17 protein-coding genes are annotated in these 17586 nt (G+C 61.3%); 9 read left to right on the top strand and 8 right to left on the bottom strand.

All coding sequences use genetic code 11. The annotated features are described in order from the left end of the window. Positions 1-46: 46 nt before the first annotated feature. Complete coding sequence (locus THIDRDRAFT_RS24065) at positions 47-916, bottom strand: tetratricopeptide repeat protein (RefSeq protein WP_216725655.1); 870 nt, start codon at positions 914-916, stop codon at positions 47-49. 691 nt (positions 917-1607) lie between these two features. Between THIDRDRAFT_RS24065 and THIDRDRAFT_RS18480 the strand changes: the two genes are divergently transcribed. Then, positions 1608-2669, top strand: a complete 1062-nt coding sequence (locus tag THIDRDRAFT_RS18480) for a right-handed parallel beta-helix repeat-containing protein (protein WP_139058807.1) — start codon at positions 1608-1610, stop codon at positions 2667-2669. Continuing rightward, complete coding sequence (locus THIDRDRAFT_RS24060; RefSeq protein ID WP_007042431.1) at positions 2669-3535, top strand: right-handed parallel beta-helix repeat-containing protein; 867 nt, start codon at positions 2669-2671, stop codon at positions 3533-3535. Before THIDRDRAFT_RS18480 ends, THIDRDRAFT_RS24060 begins: the two co-directional genes overlap by 1 nt. On the opposite strand, the gene THIDRDRAFT_RS18470 is transcribed toward THIDRDRAFT_RS24060, so the two are convergent. Beyond that, the gene (locus THIDRDRAFT_RS18470; RefSeq protein ID WP_007042430.1) at positions 3523-4854 is read right to left on the bottom strand and encodes an IS4 family transposase; all 1332 of its coding nucleotides are present in this window, start codon (positions 4852-4854) and stop codon (positions 3523-3525) included. The two genes, THIDRDRAFT_RS24060 and THIDRDRAFT_RS18470, sit on opposite strands and share 13 nt — an antisense overlap. A 167-nt stretch (positions 4855-5021) precedes the next feature. On the opposite strand from THIDRDRAFT_RS18470, the gene THIDRDRAFT_RS18465 reads away from it, so the two are divergent. Further along, positions 5022-5678: a hypothetical protein gene (locus THIDRDRAFT_RS18465; RefSeq protein ID WP_139058806.1), complete on the top strand. Its 657-nt coding sequence runs from the start codon at positions 5022-5024 to the stop codon at positions 5676-5678. Between the two features lie 673 nt (positions 5679-6351). Continuing rightward, positions 6352-7497, top strand: coding sequence for an acyltransferase family protein (locus THIDRDRAFT_RS18460; protein ID WP_007042428.1), 1146 nt, complete (start codon positions 6352-6354; stop codon positions 7495-7497). A gap of 337 nt (positions 7498-7834) precedes the next feature. On the opposite strand, the gene THIDRDRAFT_RS18455 is transcribed toward THIDRDRAFT_RS18460, so the two are convergent. Together THIDRDRAFT_RS18455 and THIDRDRAFT_RS18450 are read right to left on the bottom strand one after the other, a co-directional pair. After that, the gene (locus THIDRDRAFT_RS18455; RefSeq protein WP_007042426.1) at positions 7835-8671 is read right to left on the bottom strand and encodes a hydrolase 2, exosortase A system-associated; all 837 of its coding nucleotides are present in this window, start codon (positions 8669-8671) and stop codon (positions 7835-7837) included. Further along, the gene (locus THIDRDRAFT_RS18450; RefSeq protein WP_040845384.1) at positions 8664-8912 is read right to left on the bottom strand and encodes a phosphopantetheine-binding protein; all 249 of its coding nucleotides are present in this window, start codon (positions 8910-8912) and stop codon (positions 8664-8666) included. Before THIDRDRAFT_RS18450 ends, THIDRDRAFT_RS18455 begins: the two co-directional genes overlap by 8 nt. A 168-nt stretch (positions 8913-9080) precedes the next feature. On the opposite strand from THIDRDRAFT_RS18450, the gene THIDRDRAFT_RS18445 reads away from it, so the two are divergent. The 4 genes from THIDRDRAFT_RS18445 to THIDRDRAFT_RS18430 all read left to right on the top strand — a co-directional run bounded on the left by THIDRDRAFT_RS18445 (position 9081) and on the right by THIDRDRAFT_RS18430 (position 14318). After that, positions 9081-10673, top strand: a complete 1593-nt coding sequence (locus THIDRDRAFT_RS18445; RefSeq protein WP_040845397.1) for an acyl-CoA ligase (AMP-forming), exosortase A system-associated — start codon at positions 9081-9083, stop codon at positions 10671-10673. A gap of 8 nt (positions 10674-10681) precedes the next feature. Continuing rightward, a complete protein-coding gene (locus THIDRDRAFT_RS18440) occupies positions 10682-11902 on the top strand; it encodes a pyridoxal-dependent decarboxylase, exosortase A system-associated (RefSeq protein ID WP_007042423.1) in 1221 nt (406 codons plus the stop codon). 15 nt (positions 11903-11917) lie between these two features. After that, positions 11918-13213, top strand: a complete 1296-nt coding sequence (locus tag THIDRDRAFT_RS18435) for a glycosyltransferase family protein (protein WP_007042422.1) — start codon at positions 11918-11920, stop codon at positions 13211-13213. Between the two features lie 85 nt (positions 13214-13298). Then, complete coding sequence (locus THIDRDRAFT_RS18430; RefSeq protein WP_007042421.1) at positions 13299-14318, top strand: GNAT family N-acetyltransferase; 1020 nt, start codon at positions 13299-13301, stop codon at positions 14316-14318. 356 nt (positions 14319-14674) lie between these two features. Here THIDRDRAFT_RS18430 and THIDRDRAFT_RS18425 read toward each other — a convergent pair whose 3' ends face one another. The 4 genes from THIDRDRAFT_RS18425 to THIDRDRAFT_RS26875 form a co-directional block, all read right to left on the bottom strand. Continuing rightward, the gene (locus tag THIDRDRAFT_RS18425) at positions 14675-15142 is read right to left on the bottom strand and encodes a DUF29 domain-containing protein (protein ID WP_007042420.1); all 468 of its coding nucleotides are present in this window, start codon (positions 15140-15142) and stop codon (positions 14675-14677) included. Between the two features lie 187 nt (positions 15143-15329). Further along, positions 15330-15614 (bottom strand): RpnC/YadD family protein, encoded by a 285-nt coding sequence (locus THIDRDRAFT_RS24845; protein ID WP_007042419.1) that lies wholly within the window; start codon positions 15612-15614, stop codon positions 15330-15332. A gap of 165 nt (positions 15615-15779) precedes the next feature. After that, complete coding sequence (locus THIDRDRAFT_RS26880) at positions 15780-16286, bottom strand: hypothetical protein (protein WP_245535890.1); 507 nt, start codon at positions 16284-16286, stop codon at positions 15780-15782. After that, complete coding sequence (locus THIDRDRAFT_RS26875) at positions 16205-16582, bottom strand: Rpn family recombination-promoting nuclease/putative transposase (protein WP_050984771.1); 378 nt, start codon at positions 16580-16582, stop codon at positions 16205-16207. Before THIDRDRAFT_RS26875 ends, THIDRDRAFT_RS26880 begins: the two co-directional genes overlap by 82 nt. A gap of 146 nt (positions 16583-16728) precedes the next feature. On the opposite strand from THIDRDRAFT_RS26875, the gene THIDRDRAFT_RS18410 reads away from it, so the two are divergent. Continuing rightward, on the top strand, positions 16729-17586 hold an 858-nt coding region (locus THIDRDRAFT_RS18410; RefSeq protein ID WP_007042417.1), incomplete at its 3' end, for an IS481 family transposase.

Genomic DNA, 17586 nt, shown 5'->3' with positions numbered 1-17586 from the left:
GGTCCTGCGCACTGTCGTTTCGTGGGAACTCCTGAGGCGCGTTTGACTACCAGCCGTGTGGGGGCTCACGGGATGGCTGCGTCGCGAGCGGCAGGCTTTGATGGCGTCGGCGCGCCTGTTCCTGCGCCTGTGCGAGTTCCGATGGCGTCAACACCTTGCGCACACGATCCCTGTCCGACTCTGCATCCTGATTGCCGCGCGCTGCCGCCAGATTCAGCCAGACGTAGGCGTCGACGGGGTCCTTTTCGACGCCGCGGCCCACCAGATACATCCTGCCGAGCCGCGCCATGCCGGTGGCATCGCCTTGGCGGGCGGCGCGCTCGTACCATTGGGCCGCAGCCGGATAGTCCTGAAGCATTCCGCGCCCTTTCTCATGCAGGGAGCCGAGCAGTAGCTGGGCATCGACGAGTTGTTGGTCGGCGGCCGACCGAATCAAGGAGACGCCCATTGCCAAGGTTTCCTGATTCTCATCCGCCCAGCCTTGGCGGACGAGACTCAGGCCTTCACGCAGCTGCGCTTCCGTTTCCGCCTTGGCGCGAGATCCAGGGGAATCATCCTGCGATTCCTTGGCGTCGCGGATACGACGGTCCGAGTCGCTTGTCAGTGGTAGTTCTGATGCGCCGCCGAATTCTGCTGGCTCGCGGGCACCGGGCTGAGCCAGGGTCAGCCAAGCCGATACCATGCCAGTGACCGCCACCATGCCGATCGTGAGGACCGTAAGCTGAATCTTCAGAGTATCGGCGGCCTCGAAGCTTCTGCCACAATCGCGGCAGCGAAACAGCGCCCTGAAGAGATGTACTCCGGGTCCGCGCCGCTCCAGATGGCGCTTGGACTTGCGGACGTTGAAGCTGCTGCAGCTCGGACATTTCTCCATCTTTACTAGGGGGTGTTCATCAACAACTTCCCCCGCTTGCAAAGGGGGAGCTAGGGGGAATTTCGGGCGGCATGGCTTGCATCGGCAAACAATTGATGGGCACTGTCTAAGCTTGTGTGCAGGCTCGAAAGCCAATGGCATAAAAAACGTGTGGCTGCGCCTTGTAGGTGCGGCTTCAGCCGCGCGAAGCCGTGGCGCTCATGCGCTTACAACCTGCGGCGGCTCGATGCTCGGAGCGCTTTGGAGGCACAGATCTCCCTGACTTGTTGATGACTGCGCGCAGGAGAATCCCTAGATCGCTTCACCAACGCACGCCTCAGTCGCAGCCAATGATAACTCAAGTACACAGAGACGACACCAGTTTGGACTGATCGGCGAGCCCGCAGCGGCGCCGGGCATTCCTCGAGACCGGTGGGAGCGGTCCCCGCCCAGCTCTTGGACAATCAAGGCGGTCAGCGTTTCATGCTCCGGGGCGGCCTCCAGCCATGCGCCTTAGGTGATCGATGGCGCTATGTCCGGTCTTACGCCTCTTCTCGGTCCAGGCATCCGGTCAGTAAGCCTGATGTCTCAACGCGCACTGGGCTGCGCTAGAATTGACCGCAAGTTCATTGTCCGAGGGTCTGGCCAAGTGTGGAAATGGCTAAAGCGCAGCCTCCGCTATTACTTTGTCGCAGTGGGCCTATTTGCACACCTGGTCTTGGGAGCCCTCATCGCTCGTGAGCTAACAGTATACTTGAGCGCCGCCACGGCTCGTGAGAGTCCCCTGAACACCTTGACCTGGAACGACGTCCAGCCCATCTTACCTGCTTGGGACCCGGTGCCGGCCGGGCCGCTCGCCCCGCAGCCCAATACGGCACGCATCGGTCCGCAGACGTTTCAATCCCTGGCCGAGGCGTTGCCGCACCTCAAGGCATGCGATCAGCTCGACATCGGTCCGGGTACCTACCAGACGTCGCTGATCATCGATCCGGACTTCGTCAGGATCGTCGGTCATGGCGAGGTCGTTCTGGAGCGCGCAGCCGCGAAGGACAAGGGGTTGATGCTGATTCGCGGCAATGGCGTCGAGGTCCGCAATCTGGAATGCCGTCATGTGAGCGTCCGCGACGGCAATGGGGCCTGTATCCGTCTGGAAGGCACCGGCCTCTTGCTCGATCACGTCTACTTCCATGATTCCCAGCAGGGACTGCTCACCGGGGGCAAGCCCGGTTTGGTGCACATCCGCAACAGCCGGTTCGAGCGGTTGGGCAAGGCAGGCAGGGCTCATGCGATCTACATGGGCGGTGGGCGGTTGTTGATCGAGAATAGCCTCTTCCTTGCCTCCAAGGACCAGGGGCATGAGATCAAGACGCGCGCGAGCGCGACCACCATTGCGCGGAGTGTCATCGCCTCCCTAACCGGAAACGATAGTCGCTTGATCGATGCCTCGAATGGCGGAACCCTCCTGATCGAGAACAGTCTGCTCGAGCAGGGTCCGCAGACCGTCAACAGCACGGCAATCGGCTTTGGGCTCGAGGGTGGTGCGGCGAACCGAACGGATCATCGCCTCACGCTGAAGCACAACCTCATCATCCTCGAGCGCGCCGGGTCGAATCGGTTCCTGCACTTGGGTGATCAGCCGGTTTCGCTGGATATCAGCGCCAACACCTTCATTGCCCGCGAGCCGACTGGCTACGACGACGGGAATCTTCGCTTCGAGAGTCGTGACGCGGCGGGTATGGCGTCTTATCCAGCGCTGCCCTATGAAAGCTTCTTAGACTTGGCCTCCCGAGGTGCGCTGCGGGGAGCCGAGCCGTGATGAAGACGTTGTTGTATCGCTATTTCCTGATGTGCGGTCTCCTCGTGCATGCCGGCTTGCTCATTGGCCTGGCGGCGCTTCCCGTGCTGAACGACTCGGCTGTCTCCTGGTCGATCGCCCGAGCCCTCTACGAGCGGGCTCACACCAGATACCCGGAGGTGACCCAGGGGCTTGCTCAGGTGCTGCGCGAGGTTGGCCTCATTGACCGATATCGACCACCCGGGCCGATCGATCTGCCGAGCTTTCCCGGCCCGGAAGACTGGCCGCGACAGGGAGTCATCACGGGCGGATTCTTGGAGCAAGATTACGGTCCGGCGGGTGAGCCATTGCAGAGCCGGCCGCGAGAATCGACCGCGACACTCCTCCCGGCAACCGTTCAAGCCGGCGATGAAGCCGCTATCTTGTCGGCTCTGCGCGGCGCGAAGGCTGGAGACGTCATCGAGATCCTGCCGGGCACCTACCGGCTCTCCGGTCGCGGTATCGCGCTTGGCTCCGGCGGCACTCCAAAACGACCGATCTATCTCAGGGCACGGCAGATCGGTGATGTCACCCTCGAACTCGAGACGCTCGAGGGGTTTCTGGTCGATCAGTCCTACTGGGTGTTCGAGAACTTGACGATTCGGGGCGTCTGCCAGAACGATGACCGCTGTGAACACGCCTTCCATGTCGTTGGAGCCGCTGTTGGGACGACGATTCGAAACAACCGCCTGCTGGACTTCAATGCCGCACTCAAGGTCAATGGCATCGAGGTTGCCGAGCGCAGCCTCTACCCGGATCTCGGACTCGTCCAGAACAATACGCTCATCAATTCGCGTCCCCGAGAGACGTCTAATCCATCTCATTACACACATCTTCATAAGTCATGAGATTCTTTGGCGTATTTGATCCCGGCTGCCACGTCTCTGATGCGCTGCAGTCCGAGCCAAATGGTCTTCACACCAGGCTCGCCATCGCCCTTGCGTCCGAGAAATCCGCCCTGACGGGCGATCAAGCGCAGCACCTCGTTGAGTCGTGGAGACTGCTTGGGCACGGGCTTTTTGGCCAAGATGTAGGCCGCTTGCCACTCCTCGGGTTCGAACAGCAGCGAGGCATCCAGGTCTGGCACGGTGCGCCCCAGGCGCATCAGTCGGGCGATGCGCCATCCCACCACCAGAAACAGCGCGAAGGCGCGCTGCAGGCGCTCGACAGTGCCCAGTTGCAGGGCCTCGACACGACAGGCTTCCTTGAGGACCAAGAACAGCAGCTCGATTTCCCAGCGCGCCCGATACCATTCGATCAGTTCGACAGCGGCCTCGAGCGTCTCGGCGCTGCGGTTGGTCAACAGACGCCATTCAATCGGTTTGACGCCCTTGGGCGCGTCCACTTCACGGGCGATCACACAGGTGACCTCAAGGAAACCTTGGCGCCGATCCGAAAGGCTCACCCGCTGGGCATAGAGTTCCTGATGCACCGTTCGGGCGGTGCGCCCGCGTCCTGGCGGCAGGTTGAAGCGCACCTCCCCGAGCGGTTCGCTCTCCAGCACACTCCCCCACAGCTTCTTGCCCTCGCCACCGGGCAACGCGCGGTTATGCTTAGCGCGCAACAGCCAATCGGCCGGGGTGCCCAAATCACGGGCGCGCACCATCAGCTCCAGCATGTCGGCCTCACGATCCGCCACATAGACCAGGCGGGTGTCGGGCAACTCTCCGGCCAGGTCCGCGACCCGTTCACAGCCTTCTTTCCAGCGCAGACTCTCGGGGGCTCCCGGACGCTGGCCGTCGGCGTCTTTCGGCTCGCGCGCCCACATCCAGGCATCCAGCACACCCAACGGTTCGCGCTCGGGCGTCACCGCGTAGGTTGGGTGCAGATACATCCCGCGCTGGGCCTCATAGCTCAAGGGACCAAGTCCTTTGATCGTCTGGCCGTTGAAGTCCAGCTCCGTGGTGTCCTGCAGACACAGCACCACCGGATGGGCCGCCATGCGCGTCTGCGTGCACTGACGATGCGGCTCAAGGATGTCGAGCCAGTCGTAGGTTTCACTGCCGAGCAATCGATAGGCCGCCTGCGTCTCCGACCAGCCGTTGCAGGCCCCCGGAATACTCGCCGTCGGATGCTCAGCCAAGCGCTCGATCAACTGAATCGCGCGCCGGTTGCGGCGCGTGTCGCCCAGATCAATCGAGGCCAATTCTTCCGACGCCCAGCCCATCGTGCGCTCCAACATGTCTCAGAAAAAATAGTTCGCTATCGTACACTCAGAGTTCTGTGTAATGGGATGCGTCTAATCCCGTGACGCCGTTGAATATCAATGCGGCCAACGGCTGGGTCGTCAGCGCCAACTTCATTGCGGATTTCTCCAAGGCGAAGGGCAACCGCGTGAGCTATGGTGCCTTCATGAAAGGCAACTCAAGAGGCGGCGTCTTCGAGCGCAACCTGTTCGTCTGTCAGTGGAAGATCCCGTCAGCGGGCGACGTCCGGATTGGCCTGTCACTTGGAGGTGGCGGGACAGGGAAGCGATTTTGTCGCCATCAGAGCTGCGAGACCGAGCATCGGCAAGGCATCATTCGCAACAACATCATTGCCCGTTGTCCGTCGGATGTGGGTATCTACCTGAATCGAGCGGCGGAGACCCAGGTCTATCGCAATCTTTTGATCGCCAACTGGGGAATCGATATCCGCTTCCCCGGTAGCTCCGCTGTCATCCAGGACAATGTCATGGATGGCAGCATTCGCAACCGCAATGGGGGATCACAGGCAGCGTCGGGCAATCTGATTGCTTCGGACTGCAGTCTGCTCGCGCGAATCATGGGCCATTGCGGCTCTGGGTATTGGTACCAAGGGGCCATTGTCGGCGATTTGCGGCTGCGGCACGATGAGCAGATCCGTGGCGCGGCAAGGTATGTCGACGGCGGAGGCGAGGAAGTCGATTTCTGTGGCCATCCACGCAGCGCGCGGGCAGACCTTGGCCCGATCGACTACGGGCAGCTGAGCGGGAGCGGGTGTCTGCCTTCGTTCGGAGCTGCGACTGAATAGTGTCAGCAGGCCATGTGAGTAGGTATCATAAGTCATACCTTTACCCACATCTGCTTGTATGATTCGTGCTCGGCGCTGCAAGCCCTTGATCCAACTCCTGGGCGCCAACGATTGCTCGGTTCGCGGGTTCGGAAACCGGCGCTGTAAGTGCTTGAGCGGGCTAACCGGTCCAATTTGTTGGTAAAGCTATGATCATAAGTATAGCCATCCTGAGTGCAGGGCTTTGAAGGTGCGAAAATACAACTTTTATAATCAGTATTTTACGCAGGTCGCCAGGCCGTGCGCCGGTGGTCAGCACCGGATTCGAGGCAGCGCGCAGCAGGTAACTCAAGCGGTTACGCGCCTACACTTTTCGTGACCTTCACAGCCCTGCCATCCTGGGTGATATCCATATAAGCCCTTTCGGTTGTGGCACGGAAATACAAGGCTCAAATCAAAGGCTCGACTTTGGCCATATTGTCAGTCTCCCAGGGCGCTAACTGCCTGAAATATCATGCGACCGGAAAATTAGAGAGGATCGGGAAGCCCGAGCGCCAGAACTTGACCCCTCCCTAATTCTTTAGCACCTTGTAAGTCACCGATCTTAAAGTCGCTACCGGCCAGGAAAAATGGCCAAAGTCGAGCAAAGGGTCAGTGCGAGCATCACTTCCGATGGCTATATATGGAGTAGCTAATGGCTGTTTTTGATATTGATCGTCCACTTGGTTCAGGAAGCGGCAGTGCTGTTTATATCCCATATCTCGACGGTTTGCGGGCGGTTGCGGTTCTCATTGTTTTGGTCTCTCATTTTAATTACTCTCATCGAGTACCCGGTGATTTGGGAGTGACAATATTTTTTGTTATTAGTGGATTTATTATTACGCGAGTTATCTTTCGTCAGACTACCGGTCATCTGGGTGGCCGGGAAATTATTGGCTTCTATCTCCGGCGTATTTTTCGCTTAATGCCGGCATTGTTAGCTTATCTGCTGGCGATGATGGTGTTTGATGTTTGTGTTGGATCTCCGGTTGACGGAGTTCAATACTTTGCGGCTTTGATCTACCAGTACAACTATGCGGTTCATCTATTTGATATCCATCAAAGCCGCTGGTTCGGTCATTTATGGTCGCTGGCTGTCGAAGAGCACTTTTACCTATTTTTCCCTTGGCTTCTTTATTTTTTTGGCTTCGGGCGGAGAGGTTTTCTTGTCACTCTATTGATTACTGTGTTCGCGGCGTTCTGGCAAATTGGTCTAGTGCAGTTCGCGCAGAACAAGGATTCTTTGTTTTTGACTGCGGAACATGTTTACATTCGCAGTGATACGCGCATAGCGTCGATTCTGATCGGTGTCGTTCTGACACTGCTTACGCTAAGCACAATACCGACATGGCTTTCACAGATTAATCGATTTGGTTTTCTAATCATCGGCGTTGGTATTGCCTTGATCCTGGCGCCAATTGTAGTTAGCCCGACAGTACATGCGGGCGATGGTTTCGGGTTGGTGCTGCAAAGCCTGGGCGTGGCTATCGCCATGAACGGCATTCTGTTCGGCCAAGATTCTGGCCGATTGCGCAAGGCGCTGTCATACGCGCCTCTCGTCTGGCTGGGCAAGATCAGCTATTCCCTGTATATTTGGCATGTTGCCATTTATTGGAGGATTGTCTCGCCCATGGGCATCGATTCTGATGCCCTACGGTTTCTCACTGGGCTTGTTCTATCGGTGGCGGTAGCCTCTGTCTCCTATTATTGGGTTGAGTCACCGATTCGTTCCCAAGGGCATGCTTGGACAGATCGGTTATTCCCTACTCGGCGCACGTCACGGTCTTATGCGACAACGTAGGGCATGGGAACGATCGGTAGCATAAGTCGTGTCATATTCTTGCGGATGATGCAGTCGGAGCTTCCCTGGTCGCGAAGCTCCAGGTTCGTGACCTCAGCGGTGAAGCTCTGCTTCACGAGACCGAACGCTTCGCGCTCTGGCATCACGCTTGGCGCTGATCAAAGCGCGCAGCAGAGCCTCGTCTCGCGGATGACGAAGCCGGAACTCCGTCGCTAGATTGGACCTAGAAGTCGAAGATGGAAGGCTCCGGACATAGACGCACACGAGCCGGGCGCATAGATGTAGGTAAAGGTATGGTGTCAGTTCCAGCTTGGGACGCGTACAATCGCCATCCTGATCATTGCGCCAAGCGCTTGATAATGGAAGAGTTTTTCTCAATGAGTTCCGGGCAGGTGCTGATCTCCTGAGTTGACCAAAAGGGCTCGCCAGATACAGACTCCAGATCGACATTGCATCCGCAGCCCCGCCAGTGGTCGATGGTCTCCAGGCTCGCCGCGCTGGCGGTGAGATCCGGGGAAGAAATGAGTTCAATCCAGACGGCTTTGCGCGGTTTCGCTGCCTTAAGCTGCAGATTGGCGATCCCGAGCGCCAGCTCGGGTGACAGCAGATAGCCGCCGACCTCGACCGGCTGTCCCTCAAGCAGCTGTGCTCGATAGGATTTCACGCTCGCCCGGCTCGAGCGCTCGCTGAGCATATCGCTCATCTGCTTGAGGCGCAGGAACTGGTTGAGAAAGAGATCACCGTCAGTCACCGGCTGCCAGAGCAAGAGGGCGGCGACATCGGACCGGTTCTCGCCAATCTCGACCGCCAAGGAGGCACCAAGCCGAAGACCCCAAAGCACCAAAGGGACGCTCGGCGCGCGTCGGCGCAGCCAGTCGGCGGCCAGCATCCCATCTGCCTGCCAACGCTGCCAGGTCGCGTCGCCAAAGTCGCCCCAGCTGTCGCCGCAGCCCGTCAGGTCCACTTGCAGGACCTCGTAGCCCTTGGCCGCGAGTTGTCGAGCCTGGAGCGCCGCCATGCGGCGTGACTTGTTCATCTCTTCCGCGAAGGGGTGCAGATAGAGGATCTGGGCGCGCGGACGGCCCTGCCGCGGACCGAGCCGCATGCAGAAGAGTGGGCCCGGGCCATCCTCTAGGAAGAAGGGCTCCATGTCGATCAGCTGATCATTATCCATGAATTCGCTCCACGAGTGCTGCGATGCTGCCGAGCGTCTCGAAATCCTTGGCACTGATGTCGTCGTCGGGGATCGAGAGACCGAAGTGACTCTCGAGGCTGGTGATGATATTCAGCACCGCCATGGAGTCCAACTCAGGAATTGCGCCGAGCAAGGGTGAGCTGGCATCGAGGTCGCGGCCACGCTCTCCGAGCTGTAGGATGTTGATCGTGATCAATTTGACTTGGTCGATAATGCTCATTAATAGGAACGCACGCTGGGGCACAGCCCACAAATGAAAGAATCCGGGTAGCATGATGCAAACTTGGAGCCGTAATGCGAGATGGTCGCATGGACAAGCGCAGCATCGTTTTCCCTGCCGCTGTCAGTGGCTTCATTCCGCCATCGAAGCCGGTGTTTGCAGATCGTGATCGACGCCTTGATCCACCATAGCATCCTGCTCGCCGCTGAGCGCAGTCCAGATGCACCGGCGCTGCGTTTCCGCGGCCGAGACTATTCCTACCAGCGTTTGGCGGCTGAGATCAGCGCGGCAGCGGCACGTTTAGTCGGGCTCGGTTTGCGGCGTGGCGATCGCGTCGGCGTCTACCTCGATAAATCGCCGGAGGCCGTCGTCAGCCTCTTCGGGGTTGCCGCGGCTGGCGGCGTCTTCGTGCCGATCAATCCGGTGCTCAAAGCAGAGCAGGTCGTGCATATCCTGAAGAACTGTGGTGCGTCCATCCTGGTGACCACGGGTCCGCGCCTAACCGCTCTGCGGTCCAGCCTGCAGGATCTAGACTTAGCTGCCGTGATCGTCGTGGGCGAAGCCCAGAAGAGCGATAATGAGTGCGGTCCGCCGTGCATCGCATGGCACTTGGGTGATGATGTCGAGACGCAGGCCGTTTCTCCGCATCGGGTCATCGACACGGACCCCGCAGCCATCCTATATACCTCCGGCAGTACCGGGCTGCCCAAGGGCGTCGTCCTCTCTCACCGCAATCTGGTTGCGGGTGCACAGAGCGTCTGCGACTATCTCGATAACGATGCAAGAGACCGAATCCTCTGCGTGCTGCCCTTGAGCTTCGACTATGGCCTCAGTCAGCTCACCACGGCCTTCCGCGTTGGTGCCTGTGCCGTGCTCATGAGCTACCTCTTTCCTCGCGACGTCATCCGAGCGGCCGTGAGCGATCAGGTCACTGGCATCGCCGCCGTGCCGTCGCTTTGGATTCAGCTCGCCGAACTCGAGTGGCCGAGTTCCGTCCAGACGCACCTGCGCTACATCACCAGCTCCGGCGGAGTCATGCCTCAGCGCGCCTTGGCGGCATTGCGCGCCAAGCTGCAGCCTGTGCGGCCGTTCTTGATGTACGGTCTCACAGAGGCCTTTCGCTCAACCTACTTGCCGCCGGAGGAGATCGACCGCCGTGCGGGCTCCATCGGCAAGGCGATCCCCAATGCCGAGGTTTCGGTGGTCCGGCCGGACGGCACGCCCTGTGATCCCGGAGAGATCGGCGAGCTGGTGCACCGGGGGGCGCTCGTGGCGCTTGGCTACTGGAACGACCCGCAGGCGACGGCAGAGCACTTCAGGCCGGCGCCCAACCAGTCGGGCGAGTTGCCCCTTTCTGAGGTCGCCGTCTGGTCGGGTGACATGGTCAAACGCGATGAAGAGGGTTATCTCTACTTCGTCGAGCGACGCGACGCCATGATCAAGACCTCGGGCTACCGAGTCAGTCCAACTGAAGTGGAGTCCGTCGTCTACGCCACCGGTCTGGTAGCCGAAGCGGCTGCCGTTGCGGAGCCGCACCCGGTTCTTGGGCAAGTCGTGGTCTTGGTCGTCAGCCTCTCGACCGAAGTGCCTGGCATCGTCGAGCAATTGCTCGGTATCTGTCGCGAGAGACTGCCGGCCTACATGGTTCCTTCGCGCATCCTCTGCCGTTTGCGGCCGCTGCCGCGCAGTCCCAACGGCAAGATCGACCGTGCGCAGCTGCGTGCTCAGTTGCCGCGTCTGATCGAGGACCCGCGCGATTGAGCGGCCAAATGCATCCTTTCCCCCTGGCCTTTGCCGTCCAAGCCAATCAGCTCGTCGTCGGCGGCGAGCGGGTTGGCGCGCTGGTCGAACGCGTCGGCAGCACGCCGCTCTATGTCTATGACCGTGCTGTCATGAGCGAGCGCATTGCAACATTGCGACAAGCGCTCCCCGCAGGGCTGCACCTGCACTATGCCGTTAAGGCGAATCCGATGCCGGCTGTTCTGCGGCACCTGGCCGGCTGCGTCGACGGCTTCGATGTGGCATCCGGCGGTGAGCTGACCTTAGCGCTGGAAGCGGGGATGGCGGCCCAGCGGATCAGCTTCGCGGGTCCGGGTAAGCGACGCGAGGAACTCGAGCAGGCCGTCGCGGCCGGCGTGCAGATCAGCGTCGAGTCCGAGTCCCAGCTCGCTGCTGTCGCCCAGGTCGGCGCCCGGTTCGGTCTCCGGCCGCGGGTGGCGATTCGTGTCAATCCGGATTTCGAACTCAAGTCCTCCGGGATGCGAATGGGAGGCGGAGCAAGCCCCTTCGGCATCGACGCCGAGCGTCTGCCGATCTTGCTATCGCGTCTGGATGGGGAGGTACTGGACTTCCGGGGGCTGCACGTCTTCGCCGGCTCGCAAAATCTGAGTGCCGTTGCCATCGCCGAGGCCCAGCAGCATACCCTGGCGCTCGCCGGACGACTGGCCGAGCATGTGCCGGGGCCACTGCATTCGCTCAACCTAGGGGGGGGCTTCGGTATCCCCTACTTCCCTGGTGATCGACCGCTCGACCTTGCGGAGGTCGGCGCTCGACTCGCTCAGTCCATGATGCCGATGCCTCCGGCCTTGCGGGAGACGCAGCTCATTATCGAGCTCGGTCGCTATATCGTGGGCGAGGCAGGCCTCTATCTCTGCCGTGTCCTCGAGCGCAAGGTCTCGCGCGGTCAGTGCTTTCTCATCACGGACGGCGGGCTGCACCATCACCTCGCGGCATCGGGGAACCTCGGCCAGGTCATCCGTAAGAACTATCCGGTCGTGGTGGCCAATCGCGTGATCTCGTCCGAGCCTGAAACCCCGGCCACGGTGGTCGGTCCGCTCTGCACCCCCTTGGACAGGCTGGCCGTCGACATGCCGCTTGGCCACGCCCGCGTCGGCGACCTCATCGGTATCTTGCAGTCCGGGGCCTATGGGCTGACAGCGAGTCCGACAGGGTTCTTGAGCCATCCGCTGCCGCAGGAAGTGCTCGTCTAGACGCCCAGCCCAAAGATGAAGCGTCTCCTCATGATTGCCTATCACTTCCCGCCGCTGACGAGCGGGAGCGGGCTTCAGCGCAGCCTGCGCTTTGCGCAGCATCTTCCGGATCACGGCTGGAAGCCGCTCGTCCTCAGCGTCCATCCTCGCGCCCATGGCGCAGACGCCTGCCGCGGCAAGATGCCCATCCCCTCGGGTATTCAGGTCGTGCACGCGCCGGCCTGGGATGCCGCGCGGCACTTCGCGCTCGCCGGACGCTATCCGCGCCTGCTGGCCCTGCCGGACCGCTGGGCATCCTGGTGGCCTGGGGCCGTGCTCGCCGGTTTAGCGCTGCTGCGCAGGCACTCGGCGGATGCCATCTGGTCGACCTATCCCATCGCGACGGCGCACCGAATCGGACGGACGCTCGCGCGGCTCAGCGGGCTGCCTTGGATCGCCGATTTCCGCGACCCCATGGCGCACGAGGGTTACCCGCCGGATCCGCGTCAATGGCGCAGTTTTCTCGCGGTCGAGCGTGCAGCCATTCGACACGCTGCCTTCAGCACCTTCACCACGCCCTCGGCGGTGCGCTTCTACCAGGACCGTTATCCAGAGGTCAGCGAGCGCATCTGTCTCATTGAGAACGGTTATTGCGAGGATGCCCTCCCGACCGAGCGGACTGAGCATCGGCTCAATCCGGGCAAGCTCACCCTGCTGCACAGCGGCATCGTTTACCCGAGCGAGCGCGATCCGACCCAGCTCATGCAAGCGCTCGGACATCTCAAAGAGCAGTGTTCGGAGCGGTTGGCGCATCTCGTCCTGCGCTTCCGCGCGCCCATGCACGGCGACCTGCTGCAGGCCCTGGCTGAAGCCCAAGGCGTGAGCGCCAATGTCCAAGTCCTGCCGCCTATCGGGCATGCCGAAGCCGTTGCTGAAATGGCCGCCGCCGATGCCCTGCTGTTGCTGCAAGCCGCCAACTGCAATATGCAGATCCCAGCGAAATTTTACGAATACCTGGTGTGCCGGCGCCCCATCGTCGCGCTTACCGATCCGGCCGGCGACACCGCCCAGGCGTTGCGGGCTGTTGGCGGCGATGCCATCGCCCCACTCGATGACGCTGCCGCCATCGCCAATCTGCTCAGCCGTTTCGTCGCCGAGCCTTCCCAGGTGCGCCTTCCGGCCGAGGCGGCCATCGCCGCAGCCAGCCGTCGCGCCCGTAGCCGCCAACTGGCCGCGCTGCTCGACCGTTGCGTCGGAGGTGCTGGGAGGCCGTCTGACAAACCTCGTAGGGGCGACTTTAGTCGCCCTTGGCACTGGCGGGAGGGCGAATGAATTCGCCCCTACAGCTCGGGCGATTGCAATGTCAGATAGCCTCTAAGGGGGCGATGAGCGTTCAGCGGGTGGGGAGGGCGGACCGATGACCGATCCACATCTGACTGCCGACTGGCTGGCCTTGCTCAAGCGCACGGCGCTGCCGCGCCATACCCAGGTGCTGAATCTGCCCGTGGGTCCACGGGAGCAACCGCACGCCTGTCATTTGCCGTTGATGCGCTTGGCGGCGTCGCCGTGGCGCGTCGAATCCCTGGCAACCTTCTACAGTCCCATCGTTGGCCCGGTCGATGGCTGCCCTCCAGATCCCCAGGGATTGCGTGACGTCTTGCGCCGCATCCGCCGCGACAGGCAGTCGCCCACGGCCGTCATCGACCTCGCGCCACTCTGTCCGCAGAGCCCCTTCTTCGCCGTCAGTGTGACGGCGCTGCGCCGGGCAGGCTGGCTGGTGGGGCGCTACTTTCGCTTCGGCAACTGGTATACCACCATCAAGACGCCAAACTTTGCTGACTATTTGGCCGAGCGCCCCTCGGCGGTGCGCAACACGCTCCGGCGCGCCCGCCGCAAGCTCGAGCGTCAAGCCAATGCGGAGCTGGTCGTCCAGACGGCACTGGACGATTCCCTGGAGTCCGCCATTGCCGACTATCAAGCCGTCTATGCCAGGAGTTGGAAGCAGCCAGAGCCATATCCAGAGTTCATCCCCGAACTCTGTCGGCTTGCCGCGGCACGCGGCTGGCTACGTCTCGGACTCGTCCGGATCCAGGGGCACCCGGTCGCGGCCCAGCTCTGGATGGTCGAGGATGGGCGCGCGCAGATCGTCAAGCTCGCCTATGACGAGGCCTACCGAGCGCTCTCGGTCGGTACTCTGTTGACGGCGGAGCTGATGCGTCATGCCATTGAGGAGGATCGTGTGACCGAGATCGACTACCTCATGGGCGACGACGCCTACAAGCGCGATTGGACCCCCCAGCGTCGCGAGCGCCACGGGATCATCGCCTTCAATCCGCGCCAACCGCGCGGACTGATCCAGGCCGTGCGCCATCTAGCTGGTGTCCTGTTGAAACGACGGCTCGACCACTCGACACACCGAGACGCCACAGGATTGTAGTCAGCTATAAACAAGCCAAGAAGGAACCCTCAGCCAGTAGGCGGATGCCCGATAGGGCGATCCGCCATCATGATACCGAGCAAAATGGCGGAACCGCTATCGCGTTCCGCCCTACGCGGGCTGTTGAAACGGCGGCTCGACCACTCGATACACCGAGACGCCACAGGATTGTAGGATGGGCAAAGTCTGCGCTCCGGGCTCGAACGCAGCCTCGGTACCGGGCCTTGATCATCGTTCGGTCCAGCGGCTGGCCATCCCTGCGTAGTCAGGGCTCCCAGCCCTGATTCTGTCAGGCCAGGGTTGGGGAGAGGGGAGAAGGCCGACTCAACCTGTATCGGTTGTTATTGCAGCATTCCTTATTCCTCGGGATAGAAGTCGTCGTCAAATATCTGGGCGCTACTGTAGGGACAGACGGCGGGGAAGCGATCCGCCGGCAGCCGGGTTTCTTTGTGCGCGAGACGCACCGCGCCTGGATAGGCGGCGGCGATGGCGGTTGCGAGTGTGGCTTTCAGACCGGGCGATTCCCGCAGCAGATCGGCGAGCTGTTCGCGCTGCTCGACGATGGTGGCGCGCCAGCTACGTCCGTCGAATTCGCGCCAGCGTTCGGCGAGCGTGGGCAACTGGTACTGCCATTTCAGCAGATGGGCGATCAACGCCAGCAGACGGCTGTGCAATTCGCGCCGGTCGCTTTTGCTCATATCGCTCAGCTCCTCCAGCAGATGCTCGATATCAAGCTCATCGAAGCGGTGCGCGCGCAGCAGCTCGGCGTTGCGCTGTGCCCATTGGGCATAGTCGGTCTGATAGAGGGTGGCGAGGTGCGTCATGATGAGCCTCCAGGGTCGCGCCCGGCATGGACGGTCGATTTCTTGCAGCGGGACGGGGTATTTAACCCGCCCCGCACCTTTAGGAATGGTGCAGTAACAACCGATACAGGTTGGTTCGGCCTCCTCCCCTCCCCGCTGGGGAGGGGGGCTAGAAGACGAGCTGTTTCAGTTGTTTCTGAAGCGTTACTTACGGCTCGATGCTCACCGCGCGCAGCCAGGTATCGCCATCTGGGCTAAGGAGCAATTGGTCACCCAGGTCCTCGAGTTGCTGAAGGTCGGTGATGTGCGCAAGCAGCGGCGCCGTCTGCTCGGCAATCGCGGGGCCAAAGCGACGGCGGACGAGCCGGACGAGAAGATGCCGGGCTGCCTCACGGCCTTGCTCCAGCCCTTGCTCCAGCCCTTGCTCCAGCCCTTGCTCCAGGCCCTCTCGTTTCCATTGATCGGTCCAGGTTTCCAGGTTGTCGGCGAGCATGTCATAGACCTCGATCAGATCAGTTAGGGGTGGAAGCTCAAGCCCGGGCAGGCGTTTGGGGAGCAGGGCAATCGCATCAAGATTCGCTAATATAGCTTGCAGCGATAACTTTGCGGTTTTCAGTTGGTAATACTGAAAATTTAGGCTCCCTGCTCACCTTGGCGGTTAACGAAAGCACGCTTCTGCACTTATGGCACCCTGACTGCGACTCCGTACCCAGTTGAAGCGTATCTGTAACGTGTTCGAAAAGGGGCTGAAGGCCGCAAAATGGGTAGGAATTAGCAAGATATTAGGTTTCTCGAATATTAGAGAAGCTTGATGCGATTGCCCTGGTTTGGGGAGGAAGATGCGGCCAAACCAGACGGCGAAGGCGCGGCGCAATCCGGTCTGCTCGGGCTCTTTGAGCCAGTCGATCAGGGTGCGCACGATGCGCATCGCCTCCTCCGAGCTGCGGCTGGCCTCGAGCTGAAAGAGCGCCGTGCTGAGATTGCGCACGGGCAGCTTGGCACTCTTGGCGAGACGCTGCTCGTCGAGGAACAGATACCCTTGTCGAGGACGATAGACCTCGAGCGCCAGCGGTACTGGCTCGATCAGCGGCTCGAGCGGCTCGAGCGGCTCGAGCGTCTCGGCGGCGCTCCAACTCTGAGCACCATTGTAGAGCACGATCGGCAACACCGGGGCAGACGCCCGGCGGCGCTCAGCTGATCGGCGCGGATGAGGTCCTGGTAGAGCAGCCCGATATACGTCTGAATGCGTAACGCCATCCAGGGGTCGACGGTGGACTGGAATTCCAGCAGTAGATAGAGATAGAGCCAGTCCGATCCCCAGCGCAGACGCCAGACCAGGTCATCGGCGCGGTCGCGCAGGTCGTCGGTGACATAGCTCCCACTGCAGCGCTCGAGCGTGGTGAGATCCAGCCCCTGGACCCAGTCGCCCGGTACGAAGCCGCGCAGGAGATCGCGGACCATCGCGACGTGGGCATAGATGTTACGTCCCGTGTGATTATCTGCCTCGACGGAGCTATCCTTTGTTCCGAGCCCGCGAGGTGCTAGAGCACATGGTCCACAAAGCCATCGCTCGCGGAACAGCCCACAGCCTGGGAGCCTGATTGCCGATGGAAATCCGCCTGCACAAAAACGCCCGCACTACCCCAGCGGTTCGTCGCGAGTTGCAAGCATCCACGTTGCCGAACAAGGTCCTCGCCGCCCAGTACAACCTCTCGGTCCAGACGGTGAGGAAGTGGCGGCGACGCACGGTGGTCGAAGATGCCTCACACCGCCCACACCGGCTCTCAACGACGCTCTCGCCCGAGCAGGAAGTCCTCGTGGTGGCCCTGCGTGAAACGCTGTTGCTGCCGCTCGACGATCTGTTGGCGGTTACCCGCGAATTCATCCACCCCGAGGCCTCGCGTTCGGCACTCGATCGGTGCCTGCGTCGCCACGGGGTCTCCAACCTCAAGTCCCTGATCCCGCAGGAGGCGGACACCGCGAAGCGACCGGTGAAGACCTTCAAGGACTACGCCCCCGGCTTCGTCCATGTCGACGTCAAGTACCTGCCCCAGATGCCCGATGAAGACCGCCGAAAATACCTCTTCGCGGCGATCGACCGTGCCACTCGCTGGGTCTACGTCGAGATCCTCGACGATAAGTCGGCGGCCTCAGCCAGCGGGTTTCTCGAGCGCCTGATCGCCAAGGCGCCGTTCGCCCTCTCCAAGATCCTCACCGACAACGGAAAAGAGTTCACCGACCGTTTCTGCGCCACGGGCGAGCGCTCGCCGACCGGGCAGCATCGCTTCGATCAGGTCTGCGCCCAGCACGTCATCGAGCATCGCCTGACCAAACCCAGAACCCCACAGACCAATGGCATGGTCGAGCGCTTCAATGGGCGCATCGCCGAGGTGCTGGCCACCACACGCTTCGATTCTTCACAGAGTCTCGAGCAAACCATCACCCGCTACGTTCAGGTCTACAAC

Source organism: Thiorhodococcus drewsii AZ1 (assembly GCF_000224065.1).
Lineage (GTDB): Bacteria > Pseudomonadota > Gammaproteobacteria > Chromatiales > Chromatiaceae > Imhoffiella > Imhoffiella drewsii.
This window is presented reverse-complemented; position numbering and strand designations above follow the sequence as displayed.

What these genes read in the sequence shown, in the direction of transcription:
- THIDRDRAFT_RS18470 (WP_007042430.1), bottom strand. Translation starts at nt 4,854, where the DNA reads ATGGGCTGGGCGTCGGAAGAATTGGCCTCGATTGATCTGGGCGACACG.
- THIDRDRAFT_RS18460 (WP_007042428.1), top strand. Translation starts at nt 6,352, where the DNA reads ATGGCTGTTTTTGATATTGATCGTCCACTTGGTTCAGGAAGCGGCAGT.
- THIDRDRAFT_RS18450 (WP_040845384.1), bottom strand. Translation starts at nt 8,912, where the DNA reads ATGAGCATTATCGACCAAGTCAAATTGATCACGATCAACATCCTACAG.
- THIDRDRAFT_RS18440 (WP_007042423.1), top strand. Translation starts at nt 10,682, where the DNA reads ATGCATCCTTTCCCCCTGGCCTTTGCCGTCCAAGCCAATCAGCTCGTC.
- THIDRDRAFT_RS18430 (WP_007042421.1), top strand. Translation starts at nt 13,299, where the DNA reads ATGACCGATCCACATCTGACTGCCGACTGGCTGGCCTTGCTCAAGCGC.
- THIDRDRAFT_RS18425 (WP_007042420.1), bottom strand. Translation starts at nt 15,142, where the DNA reads ATGACGCACCTCGCCACCCTCTATCAGACCGACTATGCCCAATGGGCA.
- THIDRDRAFT_RS26875 (WP_050984771.1), bottom strand. Translation starts at nt 16,582, where the DNA reads ATGGTCCGCGATCTCCTGCGCGGCTTCGTACCGGGCGACTGGGTCCAG.
- THIDRDRAFT_RS24845 (WP_007042419.1), bottom strand. Translation starts at nt 15,614, where the DNA reads ATGCTCGCCGACAACCTGGAAACCTGGACCGATCAATGGAAACGAGAG.
- THIDRDRAFT_RS18455 (WP_007042426.1), bottom strand. Translation starts at nt 8,671, where the DNA reads ATGGATAATGATCAGCTGATCGACATGGAGCCCTTCTTCCTAGAGGAT.
- THIDRDRAFT_RS18435 (WP_007042422.1), top strand. Translation starts at nt 11,918, where the DNA reads ATGAAGCGTCTCCTCATGATTGCCTATCACTTCCCGCCGCTGACGAGC.
- THIDRDRAFT_RS24060 (WP_007042431.1), top strand. Translation starts at nt 2,669, where the DNA reads ATGAAGACGTTGTTGTATCGCTATTTCCTGATGTGCGGTCTCCTCGTG.